The organism is Streptomyces sp. NPDC093984 (genome assembly GCF_044764595.1).
GTDB classification, from domain to species: domain Bacteria; phylum Actinomycetota; class Actinomycetes; order Streptomycetales; family Streptomycetaceae; genus Streptomyces; species Streptomyces cynarae.
This window is the reverse complement of record NZ_JBIWIM010000003.1, coordinates 773,776-787,312: the sequence shown is the minus strand read 5'-3', so window position 1 is coordinate 787,312 and position 13,537 is coordinate 773,776. Positions and strand designations below refer to the sequence as shown.

General features: G+C 71.1%; 13 protein-coding genes and 1 pseudogene. 5 read left to right on the top strand and 9 right to left on the bottom strand.

The features are described 5' to 3' along the window. Nucleotides 1–433: 433 nt before the first annotated feature. Nucleotides 434–1,384, bottom strand: a complete 951-nt coding sequence (gene era, locus ACIRC0_RS15740) for a GTPase Era (protein ID WP_200417311.1) — start codon at nucleotides 1,382–1,384, stop codon at nucleotides 434–436. Between the two features lie 184 nt (nucleotides 1,385–1,568). Here era and ACIRC0_RS15735 point away from each other — a divergent pair, with 184 nt between their 5' ends. Both ACIRC0_RS15735 and ACIRC0_RS15730 read left to right on the top strand, forming a co-directional pair. Continuing rightward, nucleotides 1,569–2,879 carry an ammonium transporter gene (locus tag ACIRC0_RS15735; protein WP_403616323.1) on the top strand — a complete coding sequence of 437 codons (1,311 nt, stop codon included), beginning with the start codon at nucleotides 1,569–1,571 and terminating at the stop codon, nucleotides 2,877–2,879. After that, nucleotides 2,876–3,214 (top strand): P-II family nitrogen regulator, encoded by a 339-nt coding sequence (locus ACIRC0_RS15730; protein WP_200417310.1) that lies wholly within the window; start codon nucleotides 2,876–2,878, stop codon nucleotides 3,212–3,214. Before ACIRC0_RS15735 ends, ACIRC0_RS15730 begins: the two co-directional genes overlap by 4 nt. Here the strand turns inward: ACIRC0_RS15730 and ACIRC0_RS15725 are convergent. From ACIRC0_RS15725 to ACIRC0_RS15710, 4 genes and pseudogenes are all read right to left on the bottom strand, one after another. Beyond that, nucleotides 3,111–4,157 (bottom strand): annotated as a pseudogene (locus tag ACIRC0_RS15725) (WxL protein peptidoglycan domain-containing protein); the annotation flags it as partial. The gene ACIRC0_RS15730 and the pseudogene ACIRC0_RS15725 overlap by 104 nt on opposite strands. A gap of 85 nt (nucleotides 4,158–4,242) precedes the next feature. Then, complete coding sequence (locus ACIRC0_RS15720; RefSeq protein WP_403616321.1) at nucleotides 4,243–5,562, bottom strand: beta-xylosidase; 1,320 nt, start codon at nucleotides 5,560–5,562, stop codon at nucleotides 4,243–4,245. Between the two features lie 146 nt (nucleotides 5,563–5,708). Next, entirely contained in the window at nucleotides 5,709–6,062 is a 354-nt protein-coding gene (locus tag ACIRC0_RS15715) for a cytidine deaminase (protein WP_403616319.1), read from the bottom strand. A gap of 213 nt (nucleotides 6,063–6,275) precedes the next feature. Continuing rightward, a complete protein-coding gene (locus tag ACIRC0_RS15710) occupies nucleotides 6,276–7,091 on the bottom strand; it encodes a helix-turn-helix transcriptional regulator (protein WP_403616526.1) in 816 nt (271 codons plus the stop codon). 144 nt (nucleotides 7,092–7,235) lie between these two features. Between ACIRC0_RS15710 and ACIRC0_RS15705 the strand changes: the two genes are divergently transcribed. After that, on the top strand, nucleotides 7,236–8,690 hold the full coding sequence (locus ACIRC0_RS15705) for an MFS transporter (protein ID WP_403616316.1): 1,455 nt from the start codon (nucleotides 7,236–7,238) through the stop codon (nucleotides 8,688–8,690). On the opposite strand, the gene ACIRC0_RS15700 is transcribed toward ACIRC0_RS15705, so the two are convergent. Genes ACIRC0_RS15700 through ACIRC0_RS15685 form a run of 4 tightly spaced genes read right to left on the bottom strand, consistent with a single transcriptional unit; the run spans nucleotide 8,652 to nucleotide 11,897 of the window. After that, nucleotides 8,652–9,011: an MmcQ/YjbR family DNA-binding protein gene (locus tag ACIRC0_RS15700; RefSeq protein WP_403616313.1), complete on the bottom strand. Its 360-nt coding sequence runs from the start codon at nucleotides 9,009–9,011 to the stop codon at nucleotides 8,652–8,654. The genes ACIRC0_RS15705 and ACIRC0_RS15700 overlap by 39 nt on opposite strands. Then, on the bottom strand, nucleotides 9,008–10,318 hold the full coding sequence (locus ACIRC0_RS15695; protein WP_403616311.1) for a hemolysin family protein: 1,311 nt from the start codon (nucleotides 10,316–10,318) through the stop codon (nucleotides 9,008–9,010). Before ACIRC0_RS15695 ends, ACIRC0_RS15700 begins: the two co-directional genes overlap by 4 nt. Beyond that, nucleotides 10,315–10,812, bottom strand: coding sequence for an rRNA maturation RNase YbeY (ybeY, locus tag ACIRC0_RS15690; RefSeq protein ID WP_103838288.1), 498 nt, complete (start codon nucleotides 10,810–10,812; stop codon nucleotides 10,315–10,317). Before ybeY ends, ACIRC0_RS15695 begins: the two co-directional genes overlap by 4 nt. Nucleotides 10,813–10,826: 14 nt before the next feature. Continuing rightward, a complete protein-coding gene (locus tag ACIRC0_RS15685; RefSeq protein ID WP_403616307.1) occupies nucleotides 10,827–11,897 on the bottom strand; it encodes a PhoH family protein in 1,071 nt (356 codons plus the stop codon). Nucleotides 11,898–12,176: 279 nt separating this feature from the next. Between ACIRC0_RS15685 and ACIRC0_RS15680 the strand changes: the two genes are divergently transcribed. Then, on the top strand, nucleotides 12,177–13,247 hold the full coding sequence (locus ACIRC0_RS15680; protein ID WP_403616304.1) for a M4 family metallopeptidase: 1,071 nt from the start codon (nucleotides 12,177–12,179) through the stop codon (nucleotides 13,245–13,247). A 21-nt stretch (nucleotides 13,248–13,268) separates the two neighbouring features. Next, on the top strand, nucleotides 13,269–13,535 hold the full coding sequence (locus tag ACIRC0_RS15675) for a protealysin inhibitor emfourin (protein WP_388986461.1): 267 nt from the start codon (nucleotides 13,269–13,271) through the stop codon (nucleotides 13,533–13,535). Nucleotides 13,536–13,537: the final 2 nt, after the last annotated feature.

Here is a 13,537-nt window from a genome sequence, read left to right as displayed (position 1 = left end):
GGGGCGGAGCCCCGTGAGGGTGTAGGGGCGGAACTCCCGCCGGGGTCCAGGGGCGGAGCCCCGTGAGGGGTGTGGGGGACGCAGTCCTCGCGGGGGTGCAGGGACGGAGCCTCGTAAGGCGTGCAGAGGGACGCAGTCCTAGCCAGGCCCGGGGCGGAGCCCCGTGAGGGTGTAGGGGCGGAACTCCCGCCGGGGTCCAGGGGCGGAGCCCCGTGAGGGGTGTGGGGGACGCAGTCCTCGCGGGGGTCCAGGGGTGGAGCCCTGTGAGGGGTGCAGAGGGACGCAGGCCCCGCCAGGGCCCGGGGCGGAGCCCCGCGAGAGGTGTGGGGGACGCAGTCCTCGCCGGGGTTCCAGGGGCGGAGTCCTCGGTGGGGTCGAAGGGGCGGAGCCCCTGGTGGGCGGGAAGGGCAGGGGCGGCGGGGGCGGAAACCTCTCAGAAGCCCAGGCGCCGCAGCTGCTTCGGGTCCCGTTGCCAGTCCTTCGCCACCTTCACATGGAGGTCCAGGAACACCGGCGTCCCCAGCAGCGCTTCGATGTGCTTGCGGGACTTGATGCCGACCTCCTTCAGCCGCTTGCCCTTGGGCCCGATGATGATCCCCTTCTGGCTCGGCCGCTCGATGTAGACGTTCGCGTGGATGTCCAGCAGCGGCTTGTCCGCCGGACGGTCCTCGCGCGGCAGCATCTCCTCCACCACCACCGCGATCGAGTGCGGCAGCTCGTCCCGGACGCCCTCCAGCGCGGCCTCACGGATCAGCTCCGCCACCATGACCTGCTCCGGCTCGTCGGTCAGGTCACCCTCGGGGTACAGCGCCGGCCCCTCCGGCAGCAGCGGGATCAGCAGGTCCGCCAGCAGGTCCACCTGCTTGTTCGCGGTCGCCGACACCGGGACGATCTCCGCCCACTCGATCCCCAGCTCCTCACCCAGCCGGTCGATCGCGATGAGCTGCTCGGCCAGGGCCTTGGAGTCCACCAGGTCCGTCTTCGTGACGATCGCGACCTTCGGGGTCTTCCTGATCCCCGCCAGTTCCTTCGCGATGAAGCGGTCCCCGGGGCCGATCTTCTGGTCGGCGGGCAGACAGAAGCCGATCACGTCGACCTCCGCCCACGTCGTGCGCACCACGTCGTTCAGGCGCTCGCCCAGCAACGTGCGCGGCTTGTGCAGACCCGGTGTGTCCACCAGGATCAGCTGCGCGTCCGGCCGGTGCACGATGCCCCGCACCGTGTGCCGCGTCGTCTGCGGCCGGTTCGAGGTGATCGCCACCTTCTGCCCGACCAGAGCGTTCGTCAGAGTGGACTTGCCCGCGTTGGGACGGCCCACGAAACAGGCGAAGCCCGCCCGGTGGACGGCCTCGGTGGGCTCGGATGGCTGGGTGCGCACGCTCATGGCGCCCATTCTCCCTGATCCACGGAGCCCCTCCGCACGCCCGGCCGCGCCCGGGACCCCGCGAGCAACCCGGTGAGGTTCCGGAAACCTTCCCGCAACACGAAACGTCACGGAAACACACCTGTACGCAACAGGAAACGAGCACCGGTGACCCTCGGACGAGCCCCGCACCATAGGAGAGCCCGTGACCCTGGCCGCGTCCCACATCGACACCGGCGACACCGCCTGGCTGCTCGCCGCCACCGCCCTCGTGCTGCTGATGACCCCCGGCCTCGCCCTCTTCTACGGCGGCATGGTCCGCACGAAAAGCGTGCTCAACATGCTGATGATGAGCTTCGTGTCGATCGCCCTGGTCACGGTGGTGTGGCTGGCCTGCGGTTACTCCCTCGCCTTCGGCGACGACGCGTTCGCCGGTCTCATCGGCGGGCTGAAGCATTCGGGCATGGCGGGCCTCGGCCCGGACAGCCTCCACGGCACCGTCCCCACCCTCCTCTTCGCCACCTTCCAGCTCACCTTCGCGATCATCACCGCCGCCCTGATCAGCGGCGCCGTCGCGGACCGCGCGAAGTTCGGCGCCTGGCTGGTCTTCGTGCCCGTCTGGGCCCTGCTCGTATACGTTCCCGTCACCCACTGGGTGTGGGGTCCGGGTGGCTGGATCCTGGACAAGCTCGGCGCCCTCGACTTCGCGGGCGGCCTGCCCGTCGAGATCACCTCCGGCGCGTCCGGACTGGCGCTGTGCCTGGTCCTCGGCCCGCGTCTGGGCTTCAAGAAGGACGCCATGCGTCCCCACAACCTGCCCATGGTGGTGCTCGGCGCGGGTCTGCTGTGGTTCGGCTGGTTCGGTTTCAACGCCGGTTCGGCCCTCGGCGCGAACGGACTTGCCGCGGCCGCCTTCCTCAACACCCTCGCCGCCGGCTGCACCGGCCTGCTCGGCTGGCTCTTCGTCGAGCAGATGCGCGACGGCCACCCCACCACTCTGGGCGCGGCGTCCGGCGCGGTCGCGGGCCTGGTCGCCATCACCCCGTCCTGCGGCACGGTGTCCCTGCTCGGCGCGCTGGTCGTCGGCCTCGCCGCCGGCGTCGTCTGCTCGTACGCGGTCGGCTGGAAGTTCAAGCTGAACTACGACGACTCGCTCGACGTCGTCGGCGTCCACCTGGTCGGCGGCGTCATCGGCACCCTCCTCATCGGCCTGTTCGCGGTGAAGGAGATGACCGGCGGGGCCGAGGGCCTCCTCTACGGCGGCGGGATCGCCCAGCTCGGCAAGCAGCTCCTCGCGGTGGTCGTCGTGGCGCTGTACGCCTTCGCCGTGACGTACGGCATCGGCAAGCTGATCGACAAGACGATGGGCTTCCGCGCGAGCGAGGAGCAGGAGCACACCGGACTGGACCTTACGGTGCACGCCGAGACCGCCTACGATCACGGGGTCCTGGGCCACGGCGCCCCGGTCGCCCACTCCGTCCCCGCAACCACCCAGAAGGTCACGACCCAGGCATGAAGCTCATCACCGCGATCGTCAAGCCGTTCCGCCTCGACGCGGTCAAGACGGCCCTGCAGGAACTCGGCGTGCACGGCCTGACCGTGACCGAGGCCAGCGGCTACGGCCGCCAGCGCGGCCACACCGAGGTGTACCGGGGGGCCGAGTACCGGGTCGATCTCGTGCCCAAGGTCCGGATCGAGGTCGTGGTCGAGGACGCGGACGCCGACGCCGTCATCGACGCGATCGTGAAGGCCGCGCAGACGGGGAAGATCGGAGACGGGAAGGTCTGGGCGCTGCCGGTCGAGACGGTCGTACGGGTACGGACGGGCGAGCGCGGCCCCGACGCGCTCTGACCGCCGACGCTCCCGCCACGACCCCCGCGACGAACACTGCCGCGACCACCAGCCACGGCAGCGCGAAGAACGAGGCGCTCGCCGACTCCCGCGTGTCCTTCGCGCTCACCGTCAACGTGACGTCGCCCCAGTCGAACTGGGGCGCGTCCCGCCATGGTTCGGACAACCGCACGCGCTGACCGGGCAGGAGCTCGGAGGGGATCCGCGACAGGGAGCGCGTCAGGAGCGTCCGGCCGAACAGGCCCGTCGCCCGCAGCTCCACCTTCGGGTCGAGGGTGACGTTGCCGGTGTTGTGCAGGGTGTAGGAGACGGTCGCCGTGCTGTCCCCGAGGCCGGGGACCAGGGGCTGGTCGTGGGTGACGCGGACGTCCTCCACGGCGATGGCTGGGAGCGTGGGGCCGCCGACGCGGAGGTAGACACGGGCGCCGACGGCCCGCCGCACACCGAGCGCGACCGAGCCGTGCCCCTTGTCGACGCTCCCCCGCTCCTCGAGCGGGGGGACCCCCATGTCCAGCGCCACCAGCGCCCCCGGGTGGTCGCCCGGTTCGGCGCCGTCGGGCACCCGCAGCGTGAACGGCACGGTGACCGAGCCGTGCGCCGGGACCGTCACCCAGGCTTTCGCGGGCTTCGCCCAGGCCCCCACCCCCCGCTGTTTCTCCGTGGCCGTCCGCACGGCGAACCCGCCGTCGCGCGCGGTGTTGTAGGCGTCGGCCGCGTAGAGCCGGAAGGTGAGCGGCTTCCCCGTCTTGTTGGCGACGACGACCTTGTCCTTCACGGTCGTACCGGGGTCGGCGGAGAGGTAGAAGTACGGGCGCGCGCCGAGGGGGGAGGCGGCGGGGTAGACCGACCAGCTGCCGTTGTCGGCGGCGTGCGCGGGCACCGCCGGTGAGGCGAGGAGAAGACCCGGCAGAAGGCACACGAGGAGGACGTACAGCTTGCGCATGGGTGCGGACCCCCGGGAAAGAGGCGGACGGGCGGGTGCGGACCCGGTACGAGGGCGCCCGTGGCCGGCTGGATGCGCCGGACGGTCAGGTGAGCGTCAGGGTGAGCACGCCGGAGTACGACCCGGGAGGCGTGAACGTCGGTACGTCGAGCGAGAGCCCGGCGTCCACGGTGAACTCACCGCCGGTGAGGGTGCCGTCCGGGGTGGACGCCAGGGTCGCTCCCGAGGCTCCCACCGTGCCCGACGAACCGGCCCGGCAGGTGCTGGGGCTGCCCGCCTTGGTGGTGCAGGCCGGGGTCCAGCTCAGCTTTCCGGCGTCGATCCTGGCGCCGGGGCCGGTGAAGTCGGTGACCTTGGCGGTCAGGGACCAGCCCGCGGGCCCGCCGCGGTAGTCCTTGACAGTCACGGTCCGCAGGGCGCCGGCCGAGGCCCCGCCCTTGCCGAAGTCGACCGCCGACAGCTGGACGGCGTCCCCTGCCTGGGACATCGACAGGGTGCCCGCCTTCACCGTGGTGGTGAGCTTCTGGCTGTTCGCGGGGGCGGGCGTGTCGTCCACGACGGTGTACGCGGCCGGACCGGCGCCCTTGTCCGCGCTCCAGGTGGTGCCCTCGTAGGCCACGACACCGGTCGTCGTCCTGTCGCGCACGACGAGGGAGCCGCTGAAGGCACCCTGTGCGTTCGCGGTCACGGTCGCCGTGTCCGCGCTCTGGGTGGCCCCGGAGCGTCCCGCCAGGGTGACGCTCGCACCCGGGGTGAAGTTGCTTCCGGTGACGGTGACGCTGTCACCGGGTTTCCCGGAGGCCGAACCGAGCGTGATGGCACGGTTGTTGACCGGGGTGGAGTCCGTCGCGGTGACCGTCTCGGAGACGGGCGCGGGCGGGTTGGTGACCGTGCAGGGGGTGTCCAGTTCGAGGATGTAGCTGGTGTGGATGTTGTAGTCGCCCGGCGACAGGGTGACGGCCCCGGGCGAGGTGACCGTGAAGGTGCCGGTCATGCTGAACGACGGGAAGGCGCCCTTGCCCGGCACGGGGTCGTTCTTCTTGGGCCCGGTGACCGTGACGGACCCGGTCTGGGCTCCGCCGAGGGTGACCTTGCCGGTGGGCGTCATGATGTCGGCGGGCAGGGCGAGGTCGGTGGGGTTGCTCGCGGCGGCCTTGACCACCGTGTAGGTCACGGTGACCGTGTCGCCGACCTTGGGACTGGCGTTGTCCACCGTGATCTTCGCGGTGGTGGTGCCGTCGATCGGGGGGATGCCCGCGACCGCGGGCGGAATGCAGTGGGTGGGGAAGTCCACCTGCTGCGGGGCGGCGCCGGCCGGACAGGCCAGGGCACCCCCGCCGACGACCGCGAGGGCGGTCACCGTGAGCACCGAGGCCCAGCGGCGTCTTCGAGTCGGTAAAGCCATGACGGCCCCCTCGTGTGGTTGCGGGCGCAGCGGCTCTTCTGCGCCGACAGGGGGCCATTGACGTGCGGGTTGTGTGAGAAGTCAATGGAGATGCGGCAAGTGGACTGACGAACCGTCAGTTTTCTCATCCAACCGTGCGCGGGCCCTCAGCCCGCGGTCACCGTGACGCGAACCGTCCCGTCCGGCCCGGCCACCAGCACAGGCGTCTGAGGCCCGCCGAGGTCCCGTACGGCCGCACGGTCCTCCGCGGACGCGCCCTCGGCCTCCGTGACGACCGCCGCCGCCTCCAGCGACTTCGCGCCCGAAGCCACCGCCATGGCCACCGCCGTCTGCAGGGCACTCAGCTTCAGCGACTCGAGGGCGACGGTCCCGGCGACGTACGTCCGTCCGGTCTCGTCCCGCACCGCGGCCCCCTCCGGCACGCCGTTGCGGGCCCGCGCCGAACGGGCCAGGGTGACGATCTTGCGGTCCTCGGGGTCGAGCGCATTGCTGTCGGTCATGCCACGAGCATACGAAGAGCGGCCGAGGTCGTCCCGCGACGGGGTACGCCGCGGTCATCCGCGACGGGGTACCGCCGCGGTCGTCCCGCGACGGGGTACCGCCGAGGTCGTCCCGCGACGGGGTACGCCGCGGTCATCCGCGACGGGGTACCGCCGAGGTCGTCCCGCGACGGGGTACCGCCGAAGTCGTCCCGTGACGGGACAACGCCGAGGTCATCCCGCCACGGGGTACATCGCCCCGCGCCTGCCCTGCGGCGAGGCCAGCCACTCCAGCTTCGCCGTGGTGTTCGCCTCCTCCAGCGGGGTGTGGAGCACGATCGTCAGGTCGGGCCGCGCCGGCACCTTCAGCGCCGTCGACTCCACGCACAGCAGCCCCACCAGCGGATGGTCCAGCTCCTTGCGGACCACCCCGGCGTCCTTGATGTCCCGCCGCTCCCACAGCTCGGCGAACTCCGGGCTCACCGCCCTGAGTTCGGCCAGCACTGCCCGGAACCCCTCGTCGTCGGGGTTGTCCGAGCACATCGCCCGGAACTGTGCGACGACCGTGTGCGCGTTCTGCTCCCAGCTGTGGGAGCGGGAGCGGTACAGCGGGTCGGTGAAGAAGTCGACGATGCAGTTCTGCGTGATCTCCGGCCGCATCCCGAGCACCCAGCCCGCGGCGTCGTTGTACATCACGCAGTTGTAGTACCGGTCCATGATGTGGGCCGGATACGGCATCCAGGCGTCGATCAGCCGCCGCATGCCCTCGCAGCCGTGATCGGGCGCCGGTTCGGGCGCGGGCGGGTTCAGCCCGGCCAGGACGTACAGATGCCGGCGCTCGGCGTTGCTGAGCCGCAGCACCCGCGCCACCGCGTCCAGTACCTGCGGGGAGACGGAGATGTCCCGACCCTGCTCCAGCCACTGGTACCAGGAGACGCCCACCCCGGCCAGCACGGCGACCTCCTCGCGGCGCAGACCGGGCGTACGGCGCCGCGGCCCGCCGGCGGGCAGTCCGGCCTCCGCCGGGGTGACCCGGGCGCGCCTGCTCATCAGGAACTCGCGCAACTCCCGCAGCCGATGGCTCTTCAGCGCGTCCTCGGGCACGTACGGATCCCCCCGTCCTGTCTGGTGGTGCCAGCACCACCATAAGTGCCGACTCCCCACGGATGTTCCGTTCGCACGAGGCTCTTGCCCATGGCGATCGACACCTCCACCTCAACCACCCCCGCACGCGAACCACTCGACAACCCCCGGCTGTCGACGCGCGACAAACTCGTCCTCTTCGTGCTGTGCGCGGCCCAGTTCACGGTCGCGCTGGACTTCTCCGTCCTGAACGTGGCGCTGCCCGTCCTCGGCGACGACCTGGGAATGAGCCGTTCCGCCCTTCAGTGGGCGGTCACCGCGTTCGCCCTGCCCTCCGGTGGCTTCCTGCTCCTGTTCGGCCGGATCGGCGACCTCTACGGGCGCCGCAGGCTGTTCCTGACCGGCCTGGCCCTGTTCGGCGCCGCCTCGCTGCTCGCGACCTTCGCCTGGGACCCGGCCTCGTTCCTGGCGGGCCGCGCCCTTCAGGGCCTCGGCGCGGCGGCGATCGTGCCCACCGGGATGTCGCTGCTCACCACCACCTTCCCGGAGGGCCCGGCCCGCGACCGCGCCCTCGGCATCTCCGGCACGCTGCTGTCGCTGGGCTTCACGGTCGGCATGGTCGCGGGCGGCGTCCTCACCGACGCCCTCGGCTGGCGCTCCACCATGGGCCTGCTGTCGGTCTTCGCGCTGATCGTGCTCCCGCTCGCCCCCGGCCTGCTGCCCGAGTCCCGCACCCCCGAGCTTCCGCGCCTCGACATACCCGGCGCGATCACCGTCACCGGCGGCCTGCTCTCTCTGATCTACGCCCTGTCGACGGCCGCCGACCACGGCTTCGGCCGCGCGGACGTCATCGTGACGCTGGTCGTCGGCGCCCTTCTGCTGACGGCGTTCGCCCTGGTCGAGTCCCGCACCGCGCAGCCCCTGGTGTCGCTGCCCATGCTGCGCCGCCGCACGGTGGCGTGGGGCAACCTGGGCGGCCTGGTCACCTTCTCGATGATGTCGACGGTGGTCTTCGTGCTGACCCTCTACCTGCAGGAGGTCCTGCGTCTGTCCGCCTTCGAGACCGGTCTGGTCTTCGGCTTCCAGGGCGTGCTGTCGGCGGTGGCGGGCACATACGCCCCCAAGGTGATCGGCCGCTTCGGCGCCCGCCGCACGCTGGTCGGCTCGCTCGCCGGGCAGGGCGCGCTGATCGCCGGCCTGCTGGGCCTGAACAGCCACGTCTGGTCGGTGTGGCTCGCCACGGCCGCCGTCTCCCTGGCCAGCATGTGCCACCTGGGCGCGATCATCTCCTACGGCCTGACGGTCACCTCGGGTGTCCCGGACGAGGAGCAGGGCCTGGCCACCGGCCTGGTCACCTCCACCCAGCAGGTCGGCATCACGGTCGGCATCCCGCTCCTCGGCGTCCTTGCCACCACCTCGACGGACCTGCTGTCGGGCGTGCACACGGTGATCGCGCTGGACGCGGTGATCGTCCTGGTGGCGGCGGTGCTGGTGGCGCTGGGACTGCGCACCCGGCGTGCGAGCGGCTCAGGGGCGGTCGAGGCGGAGGCGGTCGGCGCGCGGTAGGCCGGCGACGACCAGGTCGTACGAGTCCTCGATGAGCTCCCGGACCAGGCGGTCCGGGAGTTCGCCGTCGACCGTGACCGTGTTCCAGTGGCGTTTGTTCATGTGCCAGCCGGGGACGATCAGGCCCTCGTGCTCGCGGCGGAGCCGCACCGCGTCGTCCGGGTCGCACTTGAGGTTGACCTTCAGGGGCCGCGCCTGAAGGTCCGTCAGCGCGAAGAGCTTGCCCTGCACCTTGAAGACCGAGGTGTCCGGGTTGAACGGGAAGTCCTCCACCGCCGCGTTGAACGACAGACAGAAGGCGCGCAGCTCCTGCGGGGTCACTCGGGCTTCTTCTCCTCGTCCTCGGCGGGATCCACCGGGCCCACCGGCTCGACCAGCACCGTCACGATCTTGTTGCGGCGGCCCGCCGCGGCCTCCGCCGTCAGGCGCAGTTCCCGGCCGTCCGGAAGCTCCACCACGGACGACGCCCCGGCGATGGGCACCCGGCCCAGGGCCTTGGCGAGCAGACCGCCGACGGTCTCCACGTCCTCGTCGTCGAACGCCTCGAGCCCGTACAGCTCGCCCAGGTCGCCGATGTCCAGACGGGCGGTGACCCGGTAGCGGTCGTCGCCCAGCTCCTCCACCGGCGGCAGCTCGCGGTCGTACTCGTCGGTGATCTCGCCGACGATCTCCTCGAGGATGTCCTCGATGGTGACGATGCCGGCCGTGCCGCCGTACTCGTCGATGACGACGGCGACGTGGTTGCGATCCTTCTGCATCTCGCGCAGCAGGTCTCCCGCGTTCTTGGTGTCGGGCACGAAGGCGGCCGGCCGCATGGCGGTGGACACCAGCTCCGACTCGGCGTCCCGGCTGATGTGCGTCTTGCGGACCAGGTCCTTCAGGTACACGATCCCGACGACGTCGTCCTCGCTCTCCCCGGTGACCGGGATGCGCGAGAAACCGGAGCGCAGGGCCAGGGTGAGGGCCTGGCGGATCGTCTTGAAGCGCTCGATGGTGACCAGGTCCGTCCTCGGCACCATCACCTCCCGCACGAGGGTGTCGCCCAGCTCGAACACCGAGTGCACCATGCGGCGCTCCTCGGCCTCGATCAGGGACTCCTTCTCGGCGAGGTCGACCAGGGCGCGCAGCTCCGCCTCGGAGGCGAAGGGGCCGCGGCGGAAGCCCTTGCCGGGGGTGAGCGCGTTACCGATGAGGATGAGGAGGGACGGGATCGGGCCCATGATCCGGGCCAGCGGCACCAGGACGTACGCCGCCACCGTGGCCGTGTTCAGCGGGTGCTGGCGGCCGATCGTGCGCGGGGAGACGCCGACGGCGACGTACGACACCAGGACCATGACCGCGATCGCCACCAGCAGGGCCTCGGCGGTCCCGCTGAGCTCCTTCAGGCAGGCGTAGGTGACCAGCGCGGCGGCGGCCATCTCGCAGGCGACACGGACCAGCAGCGCCACGTTCAGATAGCGGGTCGGGTCCGCGGCGACCTGGGCGAGCTTGGCGCTGCCGCGTCGGCCCGCCCTGACGGCCTCCTCGGCGCGGAAGCTGGAGACGCGCGCCAGGCCCGCCTCCGCGCAGGCGGCGAGCCAGGCGACGACGACCAGGGCGATCGCGCCGACGACGAGCTGGGGGCTCATGACACGGTGGGGGCCGGGGACGGGCCCGTCAGGCCCCTCTCCGCGCGCCAGCCGTCCACAATGGCGGCCTGCAGACCGAACATCTCGGCCTTCTCGTCCGGTTCCTCGTGGTCGTAGCCCAGCAGGTGCAGCACCCCGTGGACGGTGAGCAACTGCAGCTCCTCGTCCATGGAGTGCTGCGTCGGGGCCTCGGCGCCCTGCTTGGCGGCGACCTCGGGGCACAGCACGATGTCGCCGAGCAGGCCCTGCGGGGGCTCGTCGTCGTCCTTGGACGGCGGCCGCAGCTCGTCCATCGGGAAGGACATGACGTCCGTGGGCCCCGGCAGGTCCATCCACTGCACGTGCAGCTGCTCCATGGCGTCGGCGTCCACGACGATCACCGAGAGCTCGGAGAGCGGGTGGATGCGCATCCGTGCGAGCGCGTAGCGGGCGATGTCGAGGATCGCCTGCTCGTCGACCTCGGTTCCGGACTCGTTGTTGACGTCGATCGACATGTGGTGCTCGGTCTCTACTTCCCCTTGTGCCCGGCCTTGCCCCGGTTCTGGCCCTTGTGCGTGCCGTTCTGGGTGCCGTGCTTGCTGTCGTACTGCTCGTACGCGTCGACGATACGGCCGACCAGCTTGTGCCGTACGACATCGTGCGACGACAGCCGGGAGAAGTGGACGTCCTCGACGCCCTCCAGGATCTCCTGGACCTGGCGCAGACCGCTCTTGGTGCCGTCCGGGAGGTCGACCTGGGTGACGTCACCCGTGATCACGATCTTCGAGTCGAAGCCGAGGCGGGTGAGGAACATCTTCATCTGCTCGGGGCTCGTGTTCTGGGCCTCGTCCAGGATGATGAAGGCGTCGTTGAGCGTGCGACCGCGCATGTACGCGAGCGGGGCGACCTCGATCGTGCCCGCGGCCATCAGCCGGGGGATCGAGTCGGGGTCGAGCATGTCGTGCAGCGCGTCGTACAGCGGGCGCAGGTAGGGGTCGATCTTCTCGTAGAGGGTGCCGGGCAGGAAGCCGAGGCGCTCGCCCGCCTCCACCGCCGGACGGGTCAGGATGATGCGGGTGACCTGCTTGGACTGCAGGGCCTGCACCGCCTTCGCCATGGCGAGGTAGGTCTTGCCCGTGCCCGCAGGGCCGATGCCGAAGACGATCGTGTGCTTGTCGATCGCGTCCACGTACCGCTTCTGGTTGAGCGTCTTCGGGCGGATGGTGCGGCCGCGCGACGACAGGATGTTCTGCGTCAGCACCTGCGCCGGGGTCTCCTGCGCGGCCTCGCCGTTCTCGCCCGCCCGGAGCATGGCGATCGAGCGTTCCACTGCGTCCTCCGTCATCGGCTGCCCGGTGCGGAGCACCAGCATCATCTCTGCGAACAGGCGCTGGATCAGGGCGACCTCCGTCGCGTCGCCGACCGCGCTGATCTCGTTGCCCCGGACATGGATGTCGACCCCGGGGAAGGCCGTCTCGATCACGCGCAGCAGCGAGTCGCCGGAACCCAGCACCATCACCATCGGGTGCTGGGCGGGGACGGTGATCTGTGCACTCGCCTGCCCCTGCGCGGGGGTGTGAGCTGTGGGTGTCTGAGTCATGGGCCGGCTCTGTAGGCCTGCGATTCCTCCTCCGTACGGCCGCGCGACTGACGGCGACCTCGCGACTTCAAGAGTACGACGCGGGGCCGACAGAGCCGTAGGGCTTTTCGTCGCGGCCTTGCACCGCCGCTCGGGTGACTTCGCCGCCGCGGGCCGCCGCCCTCGGGCGCGGAGACCCATACCACCTCTTCGTGGAACACACCGCTCCGTATCGCGCCTTTTCATCAATCATGGTTGCGAGGGGTGACAGAGCGGTGACGCAGTGCAATGGTGCGGCACATGACCAGTCACGGGGGCCACGGGCCCGTCTTCTGCACCATCGTGCCACCGCACGTCCTCGACAAGCTCGCCCAGCACGAGGACGCCGCGCTCGCCAGTCCCGCGCGCCGCACCCTGGAGCGCGACGCCCTGGAGCGCACCCGCCGCCGGCTGACCACGGTCATCGGCGCACCCGCGGCGGTCCCGCCCCAGGACACCGCCGGCCAGCCGCACCGCACCATCTACGACGCGGGGCACCACCAGACGCTGCCGGGGAAGAAGGTCCGCGGCGAGGGCGACGAGCCCGGCAAGGACGCCACCGTCAACCGGGCCTACGCGGGCCTCGGCGCCACCTTCGAGCTGTACCGGACGGCGTACGGCCGCGACTCCATCGACGGCAAGGGCCTCCCGCTGGACGCCAGCGTGCACTTCGGCGAGGACTACGACAACGCCTTCTGGAACGGCGAGCAGATGGTGTTCGGCGACGGGGACGGCAGGGTCTTCCTCGACTTCACCCTGCCGGTGGACGTCATCGGGCACGAACTCACCCACGGTGTCACCCAGTACACGGCGAACCTGGCCTACTTCGGCCAGTCGGGTGCCCTCAACGAGTCGGTCTCGGACGTCTTCGGCTCGCTGATCAAGCAGTACACCCTCGGCCAGACCGCCGACCGGGCCGACTGGCTGATCGGCGCCGGACTCCTCGCCCCGCACGTGAACGGCACGGCGCTGCGCTCCATGAAGGCGCCGGGCACCGCGTACGACGACCCGGCGCTCGGCAAGGACCCGCAGCCCGCGACCATGGCCGGGTACGTGAGGACCAGCCAGGACAACGGCGGCGTGCACATCAACTCCGGCATCCCCAACCACGCCTTCTACCTGGTCGCCACCGCGCTCGGCGGGCACGCCTGGGAGCGGGCCGGGCAGATCTGGTACGACGTGCTCACCGGCGGCGAACTTCAGCAGGACGCGACCTTCGCGGACTTCGCGAAGCTGACCGTGACGGCCGCCAAGTCCCGCTACGGCGCCACCGGCCAGGAACAGGAGGCGGTGCTCAAGGCCTGGGAGGAGGTGGGGGTGCCGACCGCGTAGTTCTGTACTACACAGACACCCATGCGTATTCACGTCAGGCGCACGGGCGGTTTCGCGGGCATCGAGCGGCAGGCCGAGGTGGACACCTCGGGGCGGCCCGACGCACCCGAGTGGCATGCCCTGGCCGAGCGCGCGCTCGCAGCCGGCCAGGGCGCGCCCCCCGCGGGGGTTCCCGACGGGTTCAGCTACCAGATCACCGTGGACGGCAGGACGGTGTACGCCGCCGATCCCCGGCTGACCGAGGAGCAACGGCAACTGGTCTCGCGGGTACTGAAGGAAGGGGCCTGACT

Coding starts and splice junctions, on each gene's coding strand:
- era (WP_200417311.1), bottom strand. CDS start 1,384: ATGAGCGTGCGCACCCAGCCATCCGAGCCCACCGAGGCCGTCCACCGG.
- ACIRC0_RS15730 (WP_200417310.1), top strand. CDS start 2,876: ATGAAGCTCATCACCGCGATCGTCAAGCCGTTCCGCCTCGACGCGGTC.
- ACIRC0_RS15720 (WP_403616321.1), bottom strand. CDS start 5,562: ATGGCTTTACCGACTCGAAGACGCCGCTGGGCCTCGGTGCTCACGGTG.
- ACIRC0_RS15715 (WP_403616319.1), bottom strand. CDS start 6,062: ATGACCGACAGCAATGCGCTCGACCCCGAGGACCGCAAGATCGTCACC.
- ACIRC0_RS15710 (WP_403616526.1), bottom strand. CDS start 7,091: ATGAGCAGGCGCGCCCGGGTCACCCCGGCGGAGGCCGGACTGCCCGCC.
- ACIRC0_RS15705 (WP_403616316.1), top strand. CDS start 7,236: ATGGCGATCGACACCTCCACCTCAACCACCCCCGCACGCGAACCACTC.
- ACIRC0_RS15695 (WP_403616311.1), bottom strand. CDS start 10,318: ATGAGCCCCCAGCTCGTCGTCGGCGCGATCGCCCTGGTCGTCGTCGCC.
- ybeY (WP_103838288.1), bottom strand. CDS start 10,812: ATGTCGATCGACGTCAACAACGAGTCCGGAACCGAGGTCGACGAGCAG.
- ACIRC0_RS15685 (WP_403616307.1), bottom strand. CDS start 11,897: ATGACTCAGACACCCACAGCTCACACCCCCGCGCAGGGGCAGGCGAGT.
- ACIRC0_RS15680 (WP_403616304.1), top strand. CDS start 12,177: ATGACCAGTCACGGGGGCCACGGGCCCGTCTTCTGCACCATCGTGCCA.
- ACIRC0_RS15675 (WP_388986461.1), top strand. CDS start 13,269: ATGCGTATTCACGTCAGGCGCACGGGCGGTTTCGCGGGCATCGAGCGG.